Annotated in this window: 13 protein-coding genes; 9 read left to right on the top strand and 4 right to left on the bottom strand. The window is 66.0% G+C overall.

Translation table 11 applies throughout. The features are described from left to right. Positions 1–26: 26 nt before the first annotated feature. From WS68_RS07030 to WS68_RS07015, 4 genes are all read right to left on the bottom strand, one after another. Positions 27–2,024: a bifunctional 5-dehydro-2-deoxygluconokinase/5-dehydro-2-deoxyphosphogluconate aldolase gene (locus WS68_RS07030; RefSeq protein WP_059570111.1), complete on the bottom strand. Its 1,998-nt coding sequence runs from the start codon at positions 2,022–2,024 to the stop codon at positions 27–29. Between the two features lie 15 nt (positions 2,025–2,039). Beyond that, positions 2,040–2,840, bottom strand: a complete 801-nt coding sequence (locus tag WS68_RS07025; RefSeq protein WP_059570110.1) for an ATP-binding cassette domain-containing protein — start codon at positions 2,838–2,840, stop codon at positions 2,040–2,042. Between the two features lie 38 nt (positions 2,841–2,878). After that, positions 2,879–4,024, bottom strand: a complete 1,146-nt coding sequence (locus WS68_RS07020) for an ABC transporter permease (RefSeq protein ID WP_059570109.1) — start codon at positions 4,022–4,024, stop codon at positions 2,879–2,881. A 126-nt stretch (positions 4,025–4,150) separates the two neighbouring features. After that, positions 4,151–5,194, bottom strand: a complete 1,044-nt coding sequence (locus WS68_RS07015; RefSeq protein ID WP_059570108.1) for a sugar ABC transporter substrate-binding protein — start codon at positions 5,192–5,194, stop codon at positions 4,151–4,153. A gap of 210 nt (positions 5,195–5,404) precedes the next feature. Here WS68_RS07015 and WS68_RS07010 point away from each other — a divergent pair, with 210 nt between their 5' ends. The 9 genes from WS68_RS07010 (at position 5,405) to WS68_RS06970 (ending at position 15,059) form a co-directional block, all read left to right on the top strand. Continuing rightward, the gene (locus WS68_RS07010) at positions 5,405–6,286 is read left to right on the top strand and encodes a MurR/RpiR family transcriptional regulator (protein ID WP_059570107.1); all 882 of its coding nucleotides are present in this window, start codon (positions 5,405–5,407) and stop codon (positions 6,284–6,286) included. Then, positions 6,279–7,310, top strand: a complete 1,032-nt coding sequence (gene iolG, locus WS68_RS07005; protein ID WP_059570106.1) for an inositol 2-dehydrogenase — start codon at positions 6,279–6,281, stop codon at positions 7,308–7,310. Before WS68_RS07010 ends, iolG begins: the two co-directional genes overlap by 8 nt. Positions 7,311–7,457: 147 nt before the next feature. Beyond that, positions 7,458–8,471: a Gfo/Idh/MocA family oxidoreductase gene (locus tag WS68_RS07000; RefSeq protein WP_059570164.1), complete on the top strand. Its 1,014-nt coding sequence runs from the start codon at positions 7,458–7,460 to the stop codon at positions 8,469–8,471. A gap of 256 nt (positions 8,472–8,727) precedes the next feature. Next, on the top strand, positions 8,728–8,955 hold the full coding sequence (locus WS68_RS06995; RefSeq protein WP_059570105.1) for a sulfurtransferase TusA family protein: 228 nt from the start codon (positions 8,728–8,730) through the stop codon (positions 8,953–8,955). A gap of 187 nt (positions 8,956–9,142) precedes the next feature. Continuing rightward, complete coding sequence (locus WS68_RS06990) at positions 9,143–9,526, top strand: hypothetical protein (RefSeq protein WP_059570163.1); 384 nt, start codon at positions 9,143–9,145, stop codon at positions 9,524–9,526. Positions 9,527–9,870: 344 nt separating this feature from the next. After that, a complete protein-coding gene (locus WS68_RS06985) occupies positions 9,871–10,575 on the top strand; it encodes a response regulator transcription factor (RefSeq protein WP_059570104.1) in 705 nt (234 codons plus the stop codon). Then, positions 10,572–11,963 carry a FecR domain-containing protein gene (locus WS68_RS06980; RefSeq protein WP_059570103.1) on the top strand — a complete coding sequence of 464 codons (1,392 nt, stop codon included), beginning with the start codon at positions 10,572–10,574 and terminating at the stop codon, positions 11,961–11,963. The genes WS68_RS06985 and WS68_RS06980 overlap by 4 nt, the downstream gene beginning before the upstream one ends. Before the next feature lie 10 nt (positions 11,964–11,973). Next, positions 11,974–14,367 carry a CHASE2 domain-containing protein gene (locus WS68_RS06975; RefSeq protein ID WP_059570102.1) on the top strand — a complete coding sequence of 798 codons (2,394 nt, stop codon included), beginning with the start codon at positions 11,974–11,976 and terminating at the stop codon, positions 14,365–14,367. Between the two features lie 95 nt (positions 14,368–14,462). After that, positions 14,463–15,059, top strand: coding sequence for a DUF4136 domain-containing protein (locus WS68_RS06970; protein WP_059570101.1), 597 nt, complete (start codon positions 14,463–14,465; stop codon positions 15,057–15,059). Positions 15,060–15,263 lie beyond the last annotated feature (204 nt).

Raw genomic sequence — 15,263 nt, 5'->3', positions numbered from 1 at the left:
GGGATTCATCGCGTGATCCGTTGCGCTCATGCGACGCGCCGCACCGCGTCAAGCTGGCCGCCGTGCCGCGCGTGCGCGGCGCGCGCCGTGCGCCACGCGTCGATCAGCGTTTCGAACGTGCGCCGCACCTGCGCGATCAGCGCGCCGTCGTCGATCTCGCCTGCGAGCCATGCGCGGCTCGGCTCGTGAAAGATCGTGCGGCCGACCGTGAAGCCGCGGCAGGTTGCCGATGCGGCCGCCGCGTTGAAGCCGTCGACCAGTTCCTCGACGCTCGCGGACAGCCCGAGCAGCACGACGCCGCGGCACGACGGATCGCGCTCGGCGATCAGCGCGTCAACCGCCTGCCATTGCACGGCATCGAGCGGTGCGAGTTTCCACCATTCCGGGTAGAGGCCGATGTTGTACAGCCGCTTGATCGCGCGATAAACGGTTTCGGCCGTGTGCGGCAGATCGGCGCGGCGCGGCGGAATCACTTCGAGCAGCAGCTCGTGGCCGCTCGCCTGCACCGCGTCGTACAGCGCGCGCAATTGCGTTTCCTGCTCGATGCGCTGCTCGGCAGGCTCGTCCGGGTGAAGTTGAACGAGGCACTTCGCGACATGCTCGCGCGGCCAAGAGACGAGCGTCGTGCCGACCGAGCGGCCGTGATCGAATTCGAGCGGCAGCGAGCCGGGCAGTTCGACCGGCCGGCCGATCCACCAGCCGCGCCCGGTGGCATCGTTCAGCGCGTCCTGGCCGTAGCGGTCGTCGATCAGCACGCCGATCCTGCCTTGCAGGCCGAGCTGGGCTTCCGTCTGCGCGACCGCCTCGACGAACAGCCGCTTGAGCGTGGCGATCCGCGCAAGCGGCGCGCCCGTCTGGCGCGCAAGTTCGAAAAATTGCGGACGATGATCGAACGCGAAGCCGAGCACTTCGTCGCGCGGCACGCGCGCGGGCGTCACGCGGTGCAGCCGTGCGAGCGTCGCATCGAGATCGGGCCGGCGCATCCGCACGGGGTCGCGCTGCGCCTCGTCGGCGAAATACGCGAGTTCGGCGGGCGTGGGCATCGCGGGCGAGCAGCCGTGGCGCGACACCACGAGCGCGCCGCACAGGTTCGCGGTGCGCGCTGCTTCGTCGAGCGGCGCGCCGCGCAGCCAGCGCGACAGGAAACCGGACGCGAACGCGTCGCCTGCGCCGAGCACGTTCAGCACGTCGACTTCGACGCCGCCGATGATCGGCAGCGCATCGAGGCTCGCGGGCGCGTCGCCGTCGACGATCGAGCAGCCCAGCGGCCCGCGCTTGACGACGAGCGTGGCGCTCGTCACCGTGCGCACCATCGCCAGTGCGTCGACGAGCGTATCCTTGCCGCCTGCGATCCTGAATTCCTCCTCGGTGCCGATCACGAGATCGAACAGCGGCAAAATCCGCTGCAAATGCGCGCTCACCCCTTCGTTCGCGATGAAGCGCGTTTCGCCGTCGGCCTTGCCGGTCAGCCCCCACAGTACCGGGCGATAGTCGATGTCGAGCACCGTGCTCACTTGGTTGCGGCGCGCGTAGTCGAGCGCGCGGCGGCTCGCGCGGTTCACCTGCTCGGTGGAGAAATGCGTGCCGGTGACGAGCAGCGCCTTCGACGACGCGATGAACGCCTCGTCGAAATCGTTTTCGTCGAACGCCATATCCGCGCAGTTCTCGCGCATGAAAATCAGCGGAAACGTGTCGCGATCCTTCAGGCCGAGCAGCACGAGCGCGGTGAGCCGCTCGGGGTCGGCGTGCAGATGGCTTACGTCGCAGCCTTCTTGCGCGAGCGTCTCCACGAGAAAGCGGCCCATGTGGTCGTGGCCGACGCGCGAGAGCATCGCCGATTTGAGACCGAGCCGCGCGCAGCCGAACGCGATATTGCCCGACGAGCCGCCGAGATATTTGGCAAAGCTCGTCGCGTCCTCGAGCCGCGCGCCGATCTGCTGCGCATAGAGATCGACCGCGACGCGGCCGATGCAAATCACGTCGAGCGGCCGCTCGGGCGCAAAGGAAAGGGTAGGGGAAGTCATCTCGAGTCCTGAATGTCAAATGGTCGCGCCGTCGAGTTCGGCGATCATCTTCTGCATTTCGGCGCCGCCCGCCATCATGTCGAGCACCTCGTCCTTGCTGACCGTTTCCTTCGTGAACGTGCCGAGCGAGCGGCCGCGGTTGAGCAGCGTGAACGAATCGCCGATCGGGTACGCATGATGGACGTTGTGCGTGATGAAGATCACCGAGATGCCTTTCGCGCGCGCGGTGTGGATCAGCTTCAGCACGTTGAAGCTCTGCTTGACACCGAGCGCGGCGGTCGGCTCGTCGAGAATCAGCACGCGCGCGCCGAAATGGATCGCGCGCGCGATCGCGAGACATTGCCGCTCGCCGCCGGACATCGTGCCGATCGGCTGATGCGGATCGCGCACGTGGATGCCCATTTCGGCGAGCTTCGCGCGGGCGATCTCGGCGCTCGCGTCGAGATCCATCACGTTCAGCAAGCCGAACAGCTTCTTCTGCGGCTCGCGGCCCATGAAGAAGTTGCGCGCGACCGACAGCAGCGGCACGAGCGCGAGATCCTGATAGACGGTCGCGATCCCCAGATCGAGCGCGTCCTTCGGCGATTCGAACGCGACGGGCTTGCCGTCGACGAGATACTGGCCTTGCGACGGCTGGTGAACGCCCGCGAGGGTCTTGATCAGCGTCGATTTGCCGGCGCCGTTGTCGCCGAGCAGGCAGTGCACTTCGCCGCGTTTCAGACGCAGCGTGATGTCGGACAGCGCGATCACCTTGCCGAAGAACTTGCTGACGTTCTCGAGCGCGAGGATCGTATCGTTGGAGGCTGGCGTGGACATGCTGGAAGCTCCCGTGGCGAATGGCGTGGTGCGTTGCGTCATGCTTGCGATACGCGGCGGCGCACGTAATGGTTGAACAGCACGGCAACGAGCAGCATCACGCCGAGGAACACGCGGAACCAGTCCGAGCTGATATTCGTGTACGTGATGCCGATCTGCACGACGCCGAAGATCAGCGCGCCGAACGCCGCGCCGATCACCGAGCCGTAGCCGCCGGTGAGCAGCGTGCCGCCGATCACCGCGGCGATGATTGCCTCGAACTCCTTTTGCAGCCCGCGGTCGGCCGCGGCCGAGCCGATGTCGGCCACTTGCAGCACGGCGAACAGGCACGCGCAGAACGCGCTCAGCACGAACAGCGAGATCTTCACGCGGCGCACCGGCACGCCGACGTTCTTCGCCGCCAGCGCGTCGCCGCCGACGGCGAGCATCCAGTTGCCGTAGCGGGTCTTCGCGAGTGTGAACGCGCCGATCGCGGTGATCGCGAACCACCACAGCAGCACCTTTGGCACGCCAGGCACGAGCGGCTCGCCGCTGTCGAGCATCTGGCCGATGCCGTGCTGCGCGAGCCAGCGGAACAGCCCGTGGAACGCCACGCCCTGGAACAGCAGGTGCGCGATCGGATCGGCGTGCGCGTAGTCGCCGAGGCCCGAGACGATGGTGCGGTCCGCGAACATGATCGACAGCGCAAGCGTGAGGCCGCGCAGGATGAACAGGAATGCAAGCGTGACGATGAACGACGGCAGCTTCGTGCGCATCACCAGATAGCCGTTCAATGCGCCGAGCGCCATCGAGCCCGCGAACGCGAACAGGATCGCGAGCGAGATCGGCCAGTGGAAGTAGACCGTCGGGATCGCCACCATCATGCCGGCAAAGCCGATCATCGAGCCGATCGACAAATCGAACTCGCCCGCGACCATCAGCAGGCATGCGCCGACCGCCAGTATCCCGAGATACGCGGCGACTTGCGACCAGTTCATGATCCCGTCGAGATTGAACATGCCGGAGCCGCCCGCGCCGAACGCGAACACCGCGAACACCAGCACGGTGCCGGAAATCGCGGCGAATTCGGGGCGGTTGAGAAAGCGCTGGAACCATGCTTCGCCGCGCAGGCGCTCGTCGGGACGAGCGCCTGCCGGCGGTTGCTCGTGGGGATGCGCGGAAATGTGTTTGCCGATGACGCCCATGATGTCTCCTGTAACTGCTCGAGCTGGTGCTTCAGCGCTCGCGCGGGCCAGCGCGGTGCTGTCGCGCCGATTCTGGTCGCGCGCGTCGCACGGCGCGCTCAAACCTGCGATGCGGTGCGAAAGCCCTCAGCGATACTGCCCCGCGTACTTGATCACCTTGTCCAGATTGTCCTTCGTGATGAAGCCGGGGCCGGAGCGGATGTTCTTCGGCCCATACGACGGCTGCAGCCCGTAAGTGGCAAGACGCGCCTGGAATTTCGGATTCGCTTCGAGAAGCTGACGGATCTTCGCCGGGTCGCTCGTCTTGTTCTGCTTGGCGATCGCCAGCACGGCGACCGGAATGTAGCCTTGCAAGTACGGCTGCTGATCGATTGCGAACTTGATCGCGCCGCTTTGGATTGCCTTGGCGATGTCGTCGGAGAAATCGAACGTCGCGAAATACAGCTTGCCCGTGAGCCCCATTTGCTGAATCGCCTTGAGCGTCGCCGCGGCCGGCACCGGGCCGAGCGTGAGGACCGCTTGCGTGTTCGGATGGTTGCGCAGGTATGCGCTGACTTTCGATTGGATCTCGGTCGGGTCCTGTCCCGAGTCGATCGTCGACGATTTGTAATCGGCGCCGATCGCGTCGGCAAAGCCGCGGCAGCGGTCGAACGATACGCTGTTGGTCGCGATGTGGTTCACGCACAGAAACGACTTCACGCCGGCGGCCTTCGCCTTTTCGCCCGCCGCGTGCCCCGCGACGTACTCGGGCTGCCCGACGTGCATCATCGCGCCCAGTTGTGCGCTTTGCTCCTCAGTGCCCGAATTGATCGTGACGAGCGGGATCTTCTTCGCGATGACCTTCTTGAGCGAATTCTTCAGCACGTCGTAATCGGCGATCGTCGTGATCACGCCGTCGTAGTCGCGCGCGGCCGACTGCTCGATCAGGCGCGCCATATCGGCGATGTCGCCGTTCGGCGGGTTGCGGTAGTCGGTCGTGACGTTGAAATCCTCATCGGCCTGCTTGATCGCGTTCTTGATCGTGTTCCACCACGAATCCGAATCGGGCGCATGGCTGATCAGCACGAAACGGGCGTCCGCCGCATGCGCCGCCGGCATCGCAACGCCCGCGAGCGCGGCGAGCGCGACGGTCAATGCGCGCAGCAGCGCCTTGCCAGTGCAAAGTCTCATGTCTCCACCTGTGTCTGTCGTTATCGGGTGAACGCAGATCGGGCTGCGTTCACGAGCAAGGTTAGGTCAACTCGCAACGAATTGCAAAGAAAATTTTATTTAATTTGATTGTGGAAAATTTATTCCATTTCGATTCGCGCACGCCTATACTCGGGGCACGACAAATTCAGATTCAGCCGGAAGGCCGCGCGGCCCGCCGCAACCCTGCCCATGGATGACACGCCCCAATCCGAAACGCCCGCCGTCGACGATCTGCTGCAACGCATCGCCGACACATACGACGCGCTGCCACGCCAGTTGAAGAGCGTCGCGTCGTATATCGACGAACACCGCTCGAGCGTGATGATGGATCGCACGAGCGATATCGCCGAGCGTTGCGGCGTGCATCCGTCGGCCGTCGTGCGCTTTGCGCAGCGCTTTGGCTTTTCCGGGTTTTCCGATTTGCAGGCGGTGTTCAAGGATGCGTACACGGGCCAGAACCCCTCCGTGCAGAGCTATCAGCAGCGCATTCGCAGCCTGATCGACGGCGATGCGGGGCCGATGACGGGCGGCGCGGTCGCGCGGCAGTTCATCGACGCGTCGCGGGCGGGCCTCGACGAACTCGCAGCCGGCCTGGACGACGCGCAGTTCGACGCCGCGGTCACCATGCTCGAGCGCGCCGAGAACATTTACGTGGTCGGCGTGCGCCGGTCGTTTCCGGTGGCGAGCTACATCGTCTACGCGCTGCAGCATACGGCCAAGCGCGTGCATCTCGTGTCGGGGCTCGGCGGGATGTACCGCGAGCAGATCCGCAGCGTGACGAAGGGCGACGTCGTGATCGCGATCAGCTTCATGCCTTACGGCAAGGAGACGCAATATTGCCTGCGCGCCGCGCGGCACAATCACGCCGATACGCTCGTGATCACCGACAGCCGGCTGTCGCCGCTCGCGCGCGATGCCACCGCCCATCTGCTCGTGAAGGAGGGCAGCGCGTTCGCGTTCCGCTCGCTGACGAGCACGATTTGCCTGTGCCAGGCGCTGTTCATCGCGCTCGCGTACCGGCTGGAATTGAACGTCGAAGAAGTCAAAGACACTGGAGGATACGATGACTGATGCAGTAGCGAAGGCCGTGCCGGCGATCGACGTCGCTGTGTTCGGCGCCGGGCGGATCGGCCGCATTCATGCGGGCAATTGCGCGCGCCAGCCCGGCGTGCGGCTCAAATACGTGGTCGACGTCAACCGCGACGCGGCGGCGGCGCTCGCCGCGCAGCACGGCGCGCAGGTTGCCGACGTCGACGGCGCGCTCGGCGACGCGTCGATCGGCGCGGCCGTGATCTGCTCGAGCACCGACACGCACGCGGACCTGATCGTCGGCGCCGCGCGCGCCGGCAAGCATGTGTTCTGCGAGAAGCCCGTCGACCTGACGCTCGCGCGCGCGCGCGAGTGCGAGGCCGCCGTCGCGCAAGCGGGCGTGGTCTGCATGATCGGCTTTCAGCGGCGCTTCGATCCGACGTTCGCCGCGGTGAAGCGCCGCATCGACGCGGGCGAGATCGGCACGCCGGAGGCGCTCGTCGTGACGAGCCGCGATCCGGGTCCGCCCCCCGTCGATTACATCAAGCATTCGGGCGGGATTTTCAAGGACATGTTGATTCACGATTTCGATATCTTCCGATGGATTCTCGACGACGAGGCCGACACGCTGCATGCCACGGGCAGTTGTCTGACCGATCCGGCGATCGCGCACGCGGGCGATATCGATTCGACGGCGGTCACCATCCGCACGAAGCGCGGCCGGCTTTGTCAGATCAATACGTCGCGGCGCGCCGCGTATGGCTACGATCAGCGTTTCGAGGTGCTCGGCAGCCTCGGCATGCTGCAGGCGGGCAACGTGCGGCCGACCGAGGTGACGGGCTACACGGCGAGCGCGGTATCGACCGATCTGCCCGAGGCGTTCTTCCTGGAGCGCTATCGCGCCGCGTATGTGTGCGAGATGGAGCACTTTGTTGCGGCAGTCACGCGCGGCGAGCCGGTGCGCACGACGGTCGCCGACGGCGTGAAGGCGCTTGAGCTTGCCGAGGCGGCGACGCTGTCGTGGCGCGAGGCCCGCGCGGTGAAGCTCGGTGAAACGGCGGCCTGAAGGAGGCGAGCGATGGCGGTACTGAAAGGTTTCGTGAATCCGATGAGCGCATCGGGCGCATCAAATGCGCCGGCCTCGGCGGCCGCGCCGAGGCCGGCCAAGCCCGCCGAGTCGGCCAGCCCGTCGAAGTCGACGCGTCGCGAGCCGGTGCGCATCGGCATCGCCGGGCTCGGCCGGCTCGGCCGGCGTCATGCGGAAAATCTCGCGCGCCGCGTCGCGGGCGCCGAGTTGGCGGCGGCATGCAGCCCGGTTGCCGACGAATGCGCGTGGGCGCGTGATGCGCTGAAGGTGCCGCGCGTGTACGACAGCTTCGATTCGCTCGTCGCCGATCCCGAGCTGGATGCACTGTGGCTCGTCACGCCGTCGGCGCTGCATGCGGATCAGATAGCAGCCGCGCTTGCCGCCGGCAAGCACGTGTTTTGCGAGAAGCCGCTGTCGCTCGACCTTGCCGAATGCGAGCGGGTGCTCGCCGAGGCGAATGCGCGGCCGCATCTGCAGGCGATGATCGGTTTCATGCGCCGCTTCGATCCCAGTTATCGGGATGCTTACGCGCGCGTCGCGTCGGGCTCGATCGGCCGGCCGTTCCTGGTGCGCTCGCAGACCTGCGACCAGAACGATCCCGACGGCTTTTTCGTGCGCTTTGCGCCCAGCTCGGGTGGAATTTTTCTCGACTGCACGGTGCACGACATCGACGTCGCGCGATGGCTGCTCGGCTCACCGCGCGCGAAGCGCGTGTACGCGGCCGGCACGGTCGCGCTGCATGAAGGATTGCGCGCGTGCGGCGACGTCGACAACGGCGTGGCGATCTGCGAATTCGACGGCGGCGGGCTCGCGATGTTCTACGCGTCGCGCACGATGGCGCACGGCAACGACACGCATTCCGAGGTGATCGGCACGGCCGGCGCGCTGACGATCGGGCGCAACCCGCGCGCGAACCGCGTCGAGATCTACGATGCGACGGGCATTCGAAACACGTGCACGCCGACGTTTTTCGACCGTTTCGACGAAGCGTTCCTGATCGAGGCGCAGGCGTTCGTCGCGGCGGTGCGCGGCGACGAGGGCGTGGGCGGCGGCGCGACGCTCGCCGATGCGCTCGAGGCGACGCGTATCGGCCATGCGCTGCGCGCGTCGCTCGACACCGGGCGGGCGGTGGAGTTGTAGCGGGCGGCGGCCAGCGCGACGGGCCGGACGAAACCGGCCGAGCGGATAGCGGGCCCAGCGCGCGGCAACAGGCGCGGCAACGCGAGGTAGGCGAGGTAGGCGAGGCGGGCGAGGCGGGCGAGGCGGGTGAAGTAGGCGGCCCAGGCGAGGCAGCCCGCTTGCACTCATCGCGAATGCGGCGCGCGATGCTTGCGGTAAAATCGGCGCTCCCCACAGCGAAAGCGCCGCGACGGCGCGATTCGAAGGTCGAAAGCCGATGCACATACATAAAGAAGTGGACGCGCGCGGGCTCAACTGCCCGCTGCCGATCCTGCGCGCGAAGAAAGCGCTGGCCGACATGGAAAGCGGGCAGATCCTGAAGGTGCTCGCCACCGATCCCGGCTCGCAGCGCGATTTCGCCGCATTCGCGAAGCAAACGGGCAACGAGATCGTCGAGGCGACGACGCAAGACAAAACCTTCATCTTCCTGATGCGCCGCCGCTGACGGTTCGAGGCCCGGCCGCGCGGCATGTGCGTATGCGTTGCGCGCGAGCGTCTAACAATCCTTAAACCATCTGCCGTTACCCGCTGCTTATACTCGTGCCGGATCGCCTGCGCAAAGGCCGTGCAAGATGGGTGGCCGCGGGCCGGCATGCCCGGTGCGTGTCGTTGACGACCAACGGGGGGATGCGATGCTGTTCAGATCGGGAGCGATTCGAATACCGTTCGAGCCGAATGGCAAGATGCGGCATCGAACGAACGTGCAGCGCGTCGAACTGGACTCCGCACAGGATCGTCATGCGCGGGCCGCGCTCGAGGCTTATGCGGATTCCAGCGCGAGCGACATGCCATGGCTCGCCGAATGGATACGGGAGGCGCTTGGCAGCCCCGAGCCCGAACTCACACGTTGCGCGGCCACGGTCGAGCGCGTGTTTGATCTCGCGCATGCATGGGCGGCCGATCAACCCGATTATGCGCGTGCCGCGTGGGAGCACGTGCGCGGTCGGCTGCATGATGCGCTGCAACGGATGCATCCGTCGGCGCGGAAGGTGGCCGAGCCCGATTCCGTTCTGTAAGCTTGAATGCAACGGCTTGCTTGTGCGATGCCGGTTTGGGCTGCGGCAGCCGGCCGTTGGAGTTGTGGCCCCGGTAACAAAGCTGCGATTCAAGCCGGTTTCTTGGCGATCTCCATGGCGTTTTCATACTACTATCGTGAAAACGTAGGTCTTGCGTCCCCTGTTTTTGAGATATCGCGCTGTCTATCACATAAAATAGCGGTTTGCGGGCTAGTCGAACGGACAACACCATCACCATTTGGCCGATAGCGGCGGATGACGGGGCGGGGGCTGAATCAGCGCCCGGCCATTGCTGTGCGGCGCCGCGTGTGAGAGGCTGAATGGATTTCGTTTTGCGGGGTGCTATGAGAATTGCTGTATTGGATGACGATCAAGCCCAAACGGATTTCGTCAGTCAGACACTGACGGCCGCGGGTCACACCTGCTACGCGTTCAGGGAAGGCAAGGCGCTGAAGAAGCGTCTGCAGCGGGAGACGTTCGATCTGCTGGTGCTCGACTGGAACGTGCCCGACATGTCCGGCGAGGAAGTGTTGAAGTGGGTGCGGGAGAGCCAGGTCGAACATCGGCTGCCGATCATTTTCATGACGAGCCGCGACGACGAGGCGGGCATCACGCAGATTCTGAACGCCGGCGCCGACGACTACGTCGTCAAGCCCGTGTCGGGTCCGATTCTGCGCGCGCGCATCGGTTCGCTGCTGCGGCGCGCGTATCCCGTCAATTCCGAGTCGTCGGTTCGCGAATTCGACAATTACAAGTTCGACGTCAACCTGAAGCAGGCATACGTCGACGATAAACCGGTGAGCCTGACGCAAAAGGAATTCGAGCTCGCGCTGCTGCTGTTCCAGCATCTGGACCGGCCATTGTCGCGCGCGCACATTCTCGATCTCGTCTGGAAGCAGGCAACCGACATTCCGTCGCGGACCATGGACACGCACATCTCGATGCTGCGCACGAAGCTCGGCCTGCGTCCGGAAAACGGCTACCGTCTCGCGCCGATTTACGGCTATGGCTATCGGCTCGAGCGCATCGCACTAGGGGAGGCGGAGTGACGGCGGGCATTCGGGTGACTCGGGTAACGAAACTTGCGCTGACTGCGTGCGGCGCCGCCGTGCTGGCGTTCGCCGCGTATCCGCAGCTATCGGTCGCGCAGTCGCCCAAGCGCGCGGCCGCGGCGACGCCGGTCGTCGAATACACGACGCGCGAAGGCGATACGCTGTACGACGTCGCCACCCGCTATCTGCAAGGGCCTGGGGACTGGCCGCTCGTCGCGCAGTTGAACGACGTGCCGGTGCCCAAGCATTTGCTGCCGGGCATCGCGCTGAAGCTGCCCGCGTCGCGGCTGCGCAAGGAGCGGCTGTCCGCGCGCGTGGTCTTCGCGCACGGGCCGGTCGAGAGCGCGTCACGCGGTGACGACCAGTTCGTGCCCGCGTCGGTCGACACGACCCTGACCGAAGGCGATCGCCTGCGCACGGGCGCGAACGGCTTCGTCACGCTCGAACTCGCGGACGGCACGCACCTGAGCTTGCCGCCGGACAGCCAAATCGACTTGTCGACGCTGCGCCGCACGGTGCTCACGGGCACGCTCGAACGCGTGATCGACCTAAAGCGCGGTTCGGTCGACAGCGACGTCACCCACCTGAAGAAAAAGGACGACCGCTTCCAGATCCGCTCGCCGTCGGTCGTGGCCGGCGTGCGCGGCACGCACTTTCGCGTGAATTACAACAAGGACGGCAAGGCGACGACGACGGTCGAAGTGCTGGACGGCACGGTCGGCGTCGCGCCGGATGCGAAGCGCGCCGCTGACGACCTGATGCTCGTTCACGCGAACTACGGCAGCGTGGCGAGTTCGACGGGCGACGTGGGCGCGCCGATCGCGCTGCTTGCCGCGCCGACGCTCGTCGATCCGGCGAAAGTGCAGGACGAGCCGGATGTCGCGTTCGCGCTTGCGCCGCTCGACGGCGCGAGCGCCTATCACGTGCAAATCGGCCGCGACGCGAGCCTTTACGACCTCTTCAAGGAAGTTCGCGTGAGCTCGCCGCGCGCGACGTTCGACGACGTGCCGGACGGCACCTATTTCGTGCGTGTGTCGGCGCTCGATTCGCACGGCCTCGAGGGCGTGCCGCGCATCTACGCGTTCGAGCGGCGCCGCTTCGGCATCGACGCGTCGGCCGCGCCGAGCGACAACGGCGGCTATGCGTTCCGCTGGTCCACGACGGAAAGCGACAAGGGCGATGCGACGCGTTTCCGCTTTGTGCTGTCGTCGTCGAAGGATCTGAGCAATCCGATCGTCGATCAGGTCGATCTGAAGGGCGGGCGCATCGTCGTATCGAATCTGAAGCCGGGCGAATATTACTGGGCAGTGATCGCGGAGCGGTTCGAGGGCGGCCGTTTCTACGAAAAGGCCGGCGCGGTCAACTCGTTTACGGTCGCGCGCTGATGGGCGGCGGATGAGATTCGACCGCACGCAACGGCGGCGGCTGCTGGGCCGCCGCTTCCTCGTCGAATGGATCGCGATCGGCTGCCTCGGAGTCGCGGTGATACTCGTGGGCGTGATGGGGCGCACGACGTCGAGCGTCGACCGGATCATCTACGATCGCCTGCTGACGCTGCGCAAGCTGCCGATCGACCCCAATCTCGTGATCGTCGAGATCGACAACCGCAGCATCAACCTGCTTGGACGCTGGCCATGGCCGCGCAACATCCAGGCCGAATTCATCGCCGCGATCGCGAAGGCGAAGCCCGCTGCGGTCGTCTACGACGTGCTGTTCAGCGATCCGTCTCCCGACGATAGAGCGTTTGCGCAGTCTCTCGGCCTCGTGCCGACATTCGTGCCGGTGCTGCTGCACGAGGAGATGCCCGACGGCACGCGCGCGGTCGATCCGCCTGTGCCGTCGATCGCGCAGAGCATCGCGGGAACGGGGCACATCAACGTCGAAGTCGATCCGGACGGAATCGTGCGCAGCATCGCGCCGTTCGAGAGCGACGGCCGGCAGGGCTGGCCGCTGCTGTCGATGTCCGTGTTTCGCGCTGTCGCGGATGGCCGGCTCAAGCTTGCGCACCCGAGGCCGATCGCGCACCGGATGCGCGAGCTTGCCGAGCACGCGACAGGCGAAGACCGCTATCTGATTCCGTTCGGCCTTGCGACGGCGACCTATCCGAGCGTGTCGTTCGTCGACGTGCTCTCGGGCAACGTCAACGCGGAACAGCTGCGCGGTAAGGTCGTGATCATCGGCATGACGGCGTCGGGGCTCGGCGACCGGTTCGCGACGCCGATCTCGGGCGAATTCGGCCCGCTGCCCGGCGTCTACATCCATACCAGCGCGCTCGACATGCTGATGAACGATCGCGCGATCTCGCCCGCCTCGGGCTGGGTGATCTTCGCCGCGTCGCTGCTGCCGCTCGTCGTGCTGCTCGCGGGTTTCCTGATGTTGTCGCCGTGGCGCTCGCTGCTGCTCACGCTGAGTCTCGCGCTGTTCGCGGTCGTATCGAGCGCGGCGCTTCTTTACTACGCGCGGCTGTGGCTGTCGCCTGCGCCGGCGATCTTCGGTCTGATCGCGGCCTATCCGATTTGGAATTGGCGGCGGCTCGAAATGACGATGTCGTATCTGCGCTATGAGCTGCAGCGGCTTGCGGACGAGCCGCATCTGTTGCCCGAGGCGCCGCGCGATCGCAACGAATTCGGCGGCGACGTGCTCGAGCGGCAGATGGCGCTGATGGCGCAGGCGGCGCAGCGCGTGCAGGACATGAAGCGCTTTGTGTGGGACAGCCTCGACAGCATGCCGGAGCCTGTCGTCGTCACCGATCTGGAAGGCGTCGTGCTGATCGCCAACCATGCGGCCAAGCGCTATTGCGGGCGGCTGAACGTGCCGGCGCCGGAAGGGCGGCCGTTGCGTTCGGCTTTCGGTGAGCTTTCGTTCATGAAGACGGTCGACGGCCAGGCCGAGTCCGATGTCGCGATTCGCGAGCGCTGGCCCGCCGCGCTCGACCCGACGCGCGACAGCCGCAACGACGTGATGGAGCGCGGCGTCGAGGTTCGTGATCGCGAAGGGCTTGATCATCTGCTACGCTACGCGCCGTGCACCAACGCTCAGGGCAGAGTGACGGGCTGGATCGCGAGCCTCGTCGACGTGACCGCGCTGCATGCGGCCGAGCGGCAGCGCGAGGAGGCGCTGCACCTGCTGTCGCACGACATGCGCTCGCCGCAGTCGTCGATTCTCGCTCTCGTCGAGATCGAGCGGCCGCGCGCGGAGTCCGAGCATATGCGCGGGCTGCTCGCGCGGATCGAGCGATATGCGCAGCGCGCGCTGATGCTGGCCGACGAATTCGTGCAGCTCGCGCGCGCCGAGTCGCAAACCTATCAGCTCGAGGTCGTGAGCTTTGCGGACCTGCTGATCGACGCGAGCGACGAAGTCTGGCCGCAGGCGCAGGCGAAGCGCATACGCATCGACACGTCGATCGGCACCGCGCCGTGCTGGATCGGCGCCGACCGTTCGCTGATGACACGCGCGCTCGTCAACTTGCTGAACAATGCGGTCAAATATAGTCCGACGGATACCGTGATCACGTGTACGCTATCAGTCGAACCGATGGCCAAGCGGATGCACTGCGCGATCCGCGATCAGGGATACGGCATTCCGCTCGAGGATCAGCAGTATCTGTTCGAGCGCTTCAAGCGCTTTCATGCGAACGAGCGGCCGGAGGTCGCCGGCGCGGGGCTTGGCATGGCATTCGTCAAGACCGTGATCGTGCGGCACGGCGGTAGCGTCGGCGTGGACAGCACTCCTGGCGTGGGTACCGAGATCACCGTATCGTTGCCGACGCTCGACGAACCGTCGGCATGATGGGGGATGTTCGGCAAGCGGAGTTGTGCAAGCGGCGCGCATGGGGCCAGCGGTCGCGAGAAATGGCGGGGCAATCCGCGAGTATGGGAGAACTTATGAAGATCTTGTGGACGGGGGCGGGACTGGCGGTTGCATTGCTGTCCGGCTGCGCGTCGGTCACGACCGGTGTTAGTGCGTCGGGGGCGCTCGCGGGCGCGCAAACCTATGATTTCGTGCAGACGAGCGCCCAGGCCGACAATGCGGATTATCGGCGCGTGGAGGCGCTCGTGCGCAGCGAGCTGGCTCGGCGCGGGTTTGCCGAGGAAGGCGCCGCGCAGGCCCGTTATCGCCTAACGGTGGCGTATGCGACGCAGCCGGCATCGGTTGCGCTGGCGCAGGCGGGCTGCGGCGGCGAGCAGCAGCCGGCGTGTATCGCCGTCGACGGGCCGGCGCCGTTCGGCTTGTTCGGAACGGTCTACCGGCACATGCTGACGCTGCGTTTCGTCGAACGCGCGACGGGGAATGAAGCGTACCGTGTGTCGGCGATTGTTCAGGATCGTCAGGCCGACGCGTTGCAAGCCGCGCCCGCGCTCGTGCAAAGCGCGCTCGCGCAACTGCCGTTCGCCGGCGGCGGCTGGCTCGTCAAAACCAAGCAGGACGATCAGGGTAAGGTGCTGGGCGTGGTGTCGGTGAAACCCGTCGATGCACACTAAGCGCGGGAGCTAAGCGCTCAGCGCGATCCGGGCGGAAACCAGGCGCCGTGACTCGGCGTGCGGCTCGGCGGTGCAATGCCCGCCTTGCCGCACGCGATTCAGAATGAAAATTACAGCGGGCTTGCGTCGCGCTCGCGCAGATAAGCGGCGAACTCGTCCTTGACTTCGGGGTGCCGCAGCGCGAATTCGATGGTGGCCTTGAGA

This window comes from Burkholderia sp. TSV86, from assembly GCF_001522865.1.
Lineage (GTDB): Bacteria > Pseudomonadota > Gammaproteobacteria > Burkholderiales > Burkholderiaceae > Burkholderia.
Note: the sequence above shows the minus strand (reverse complement) of the source record. Positions and strands in the feature narration are given on the sequence as shown.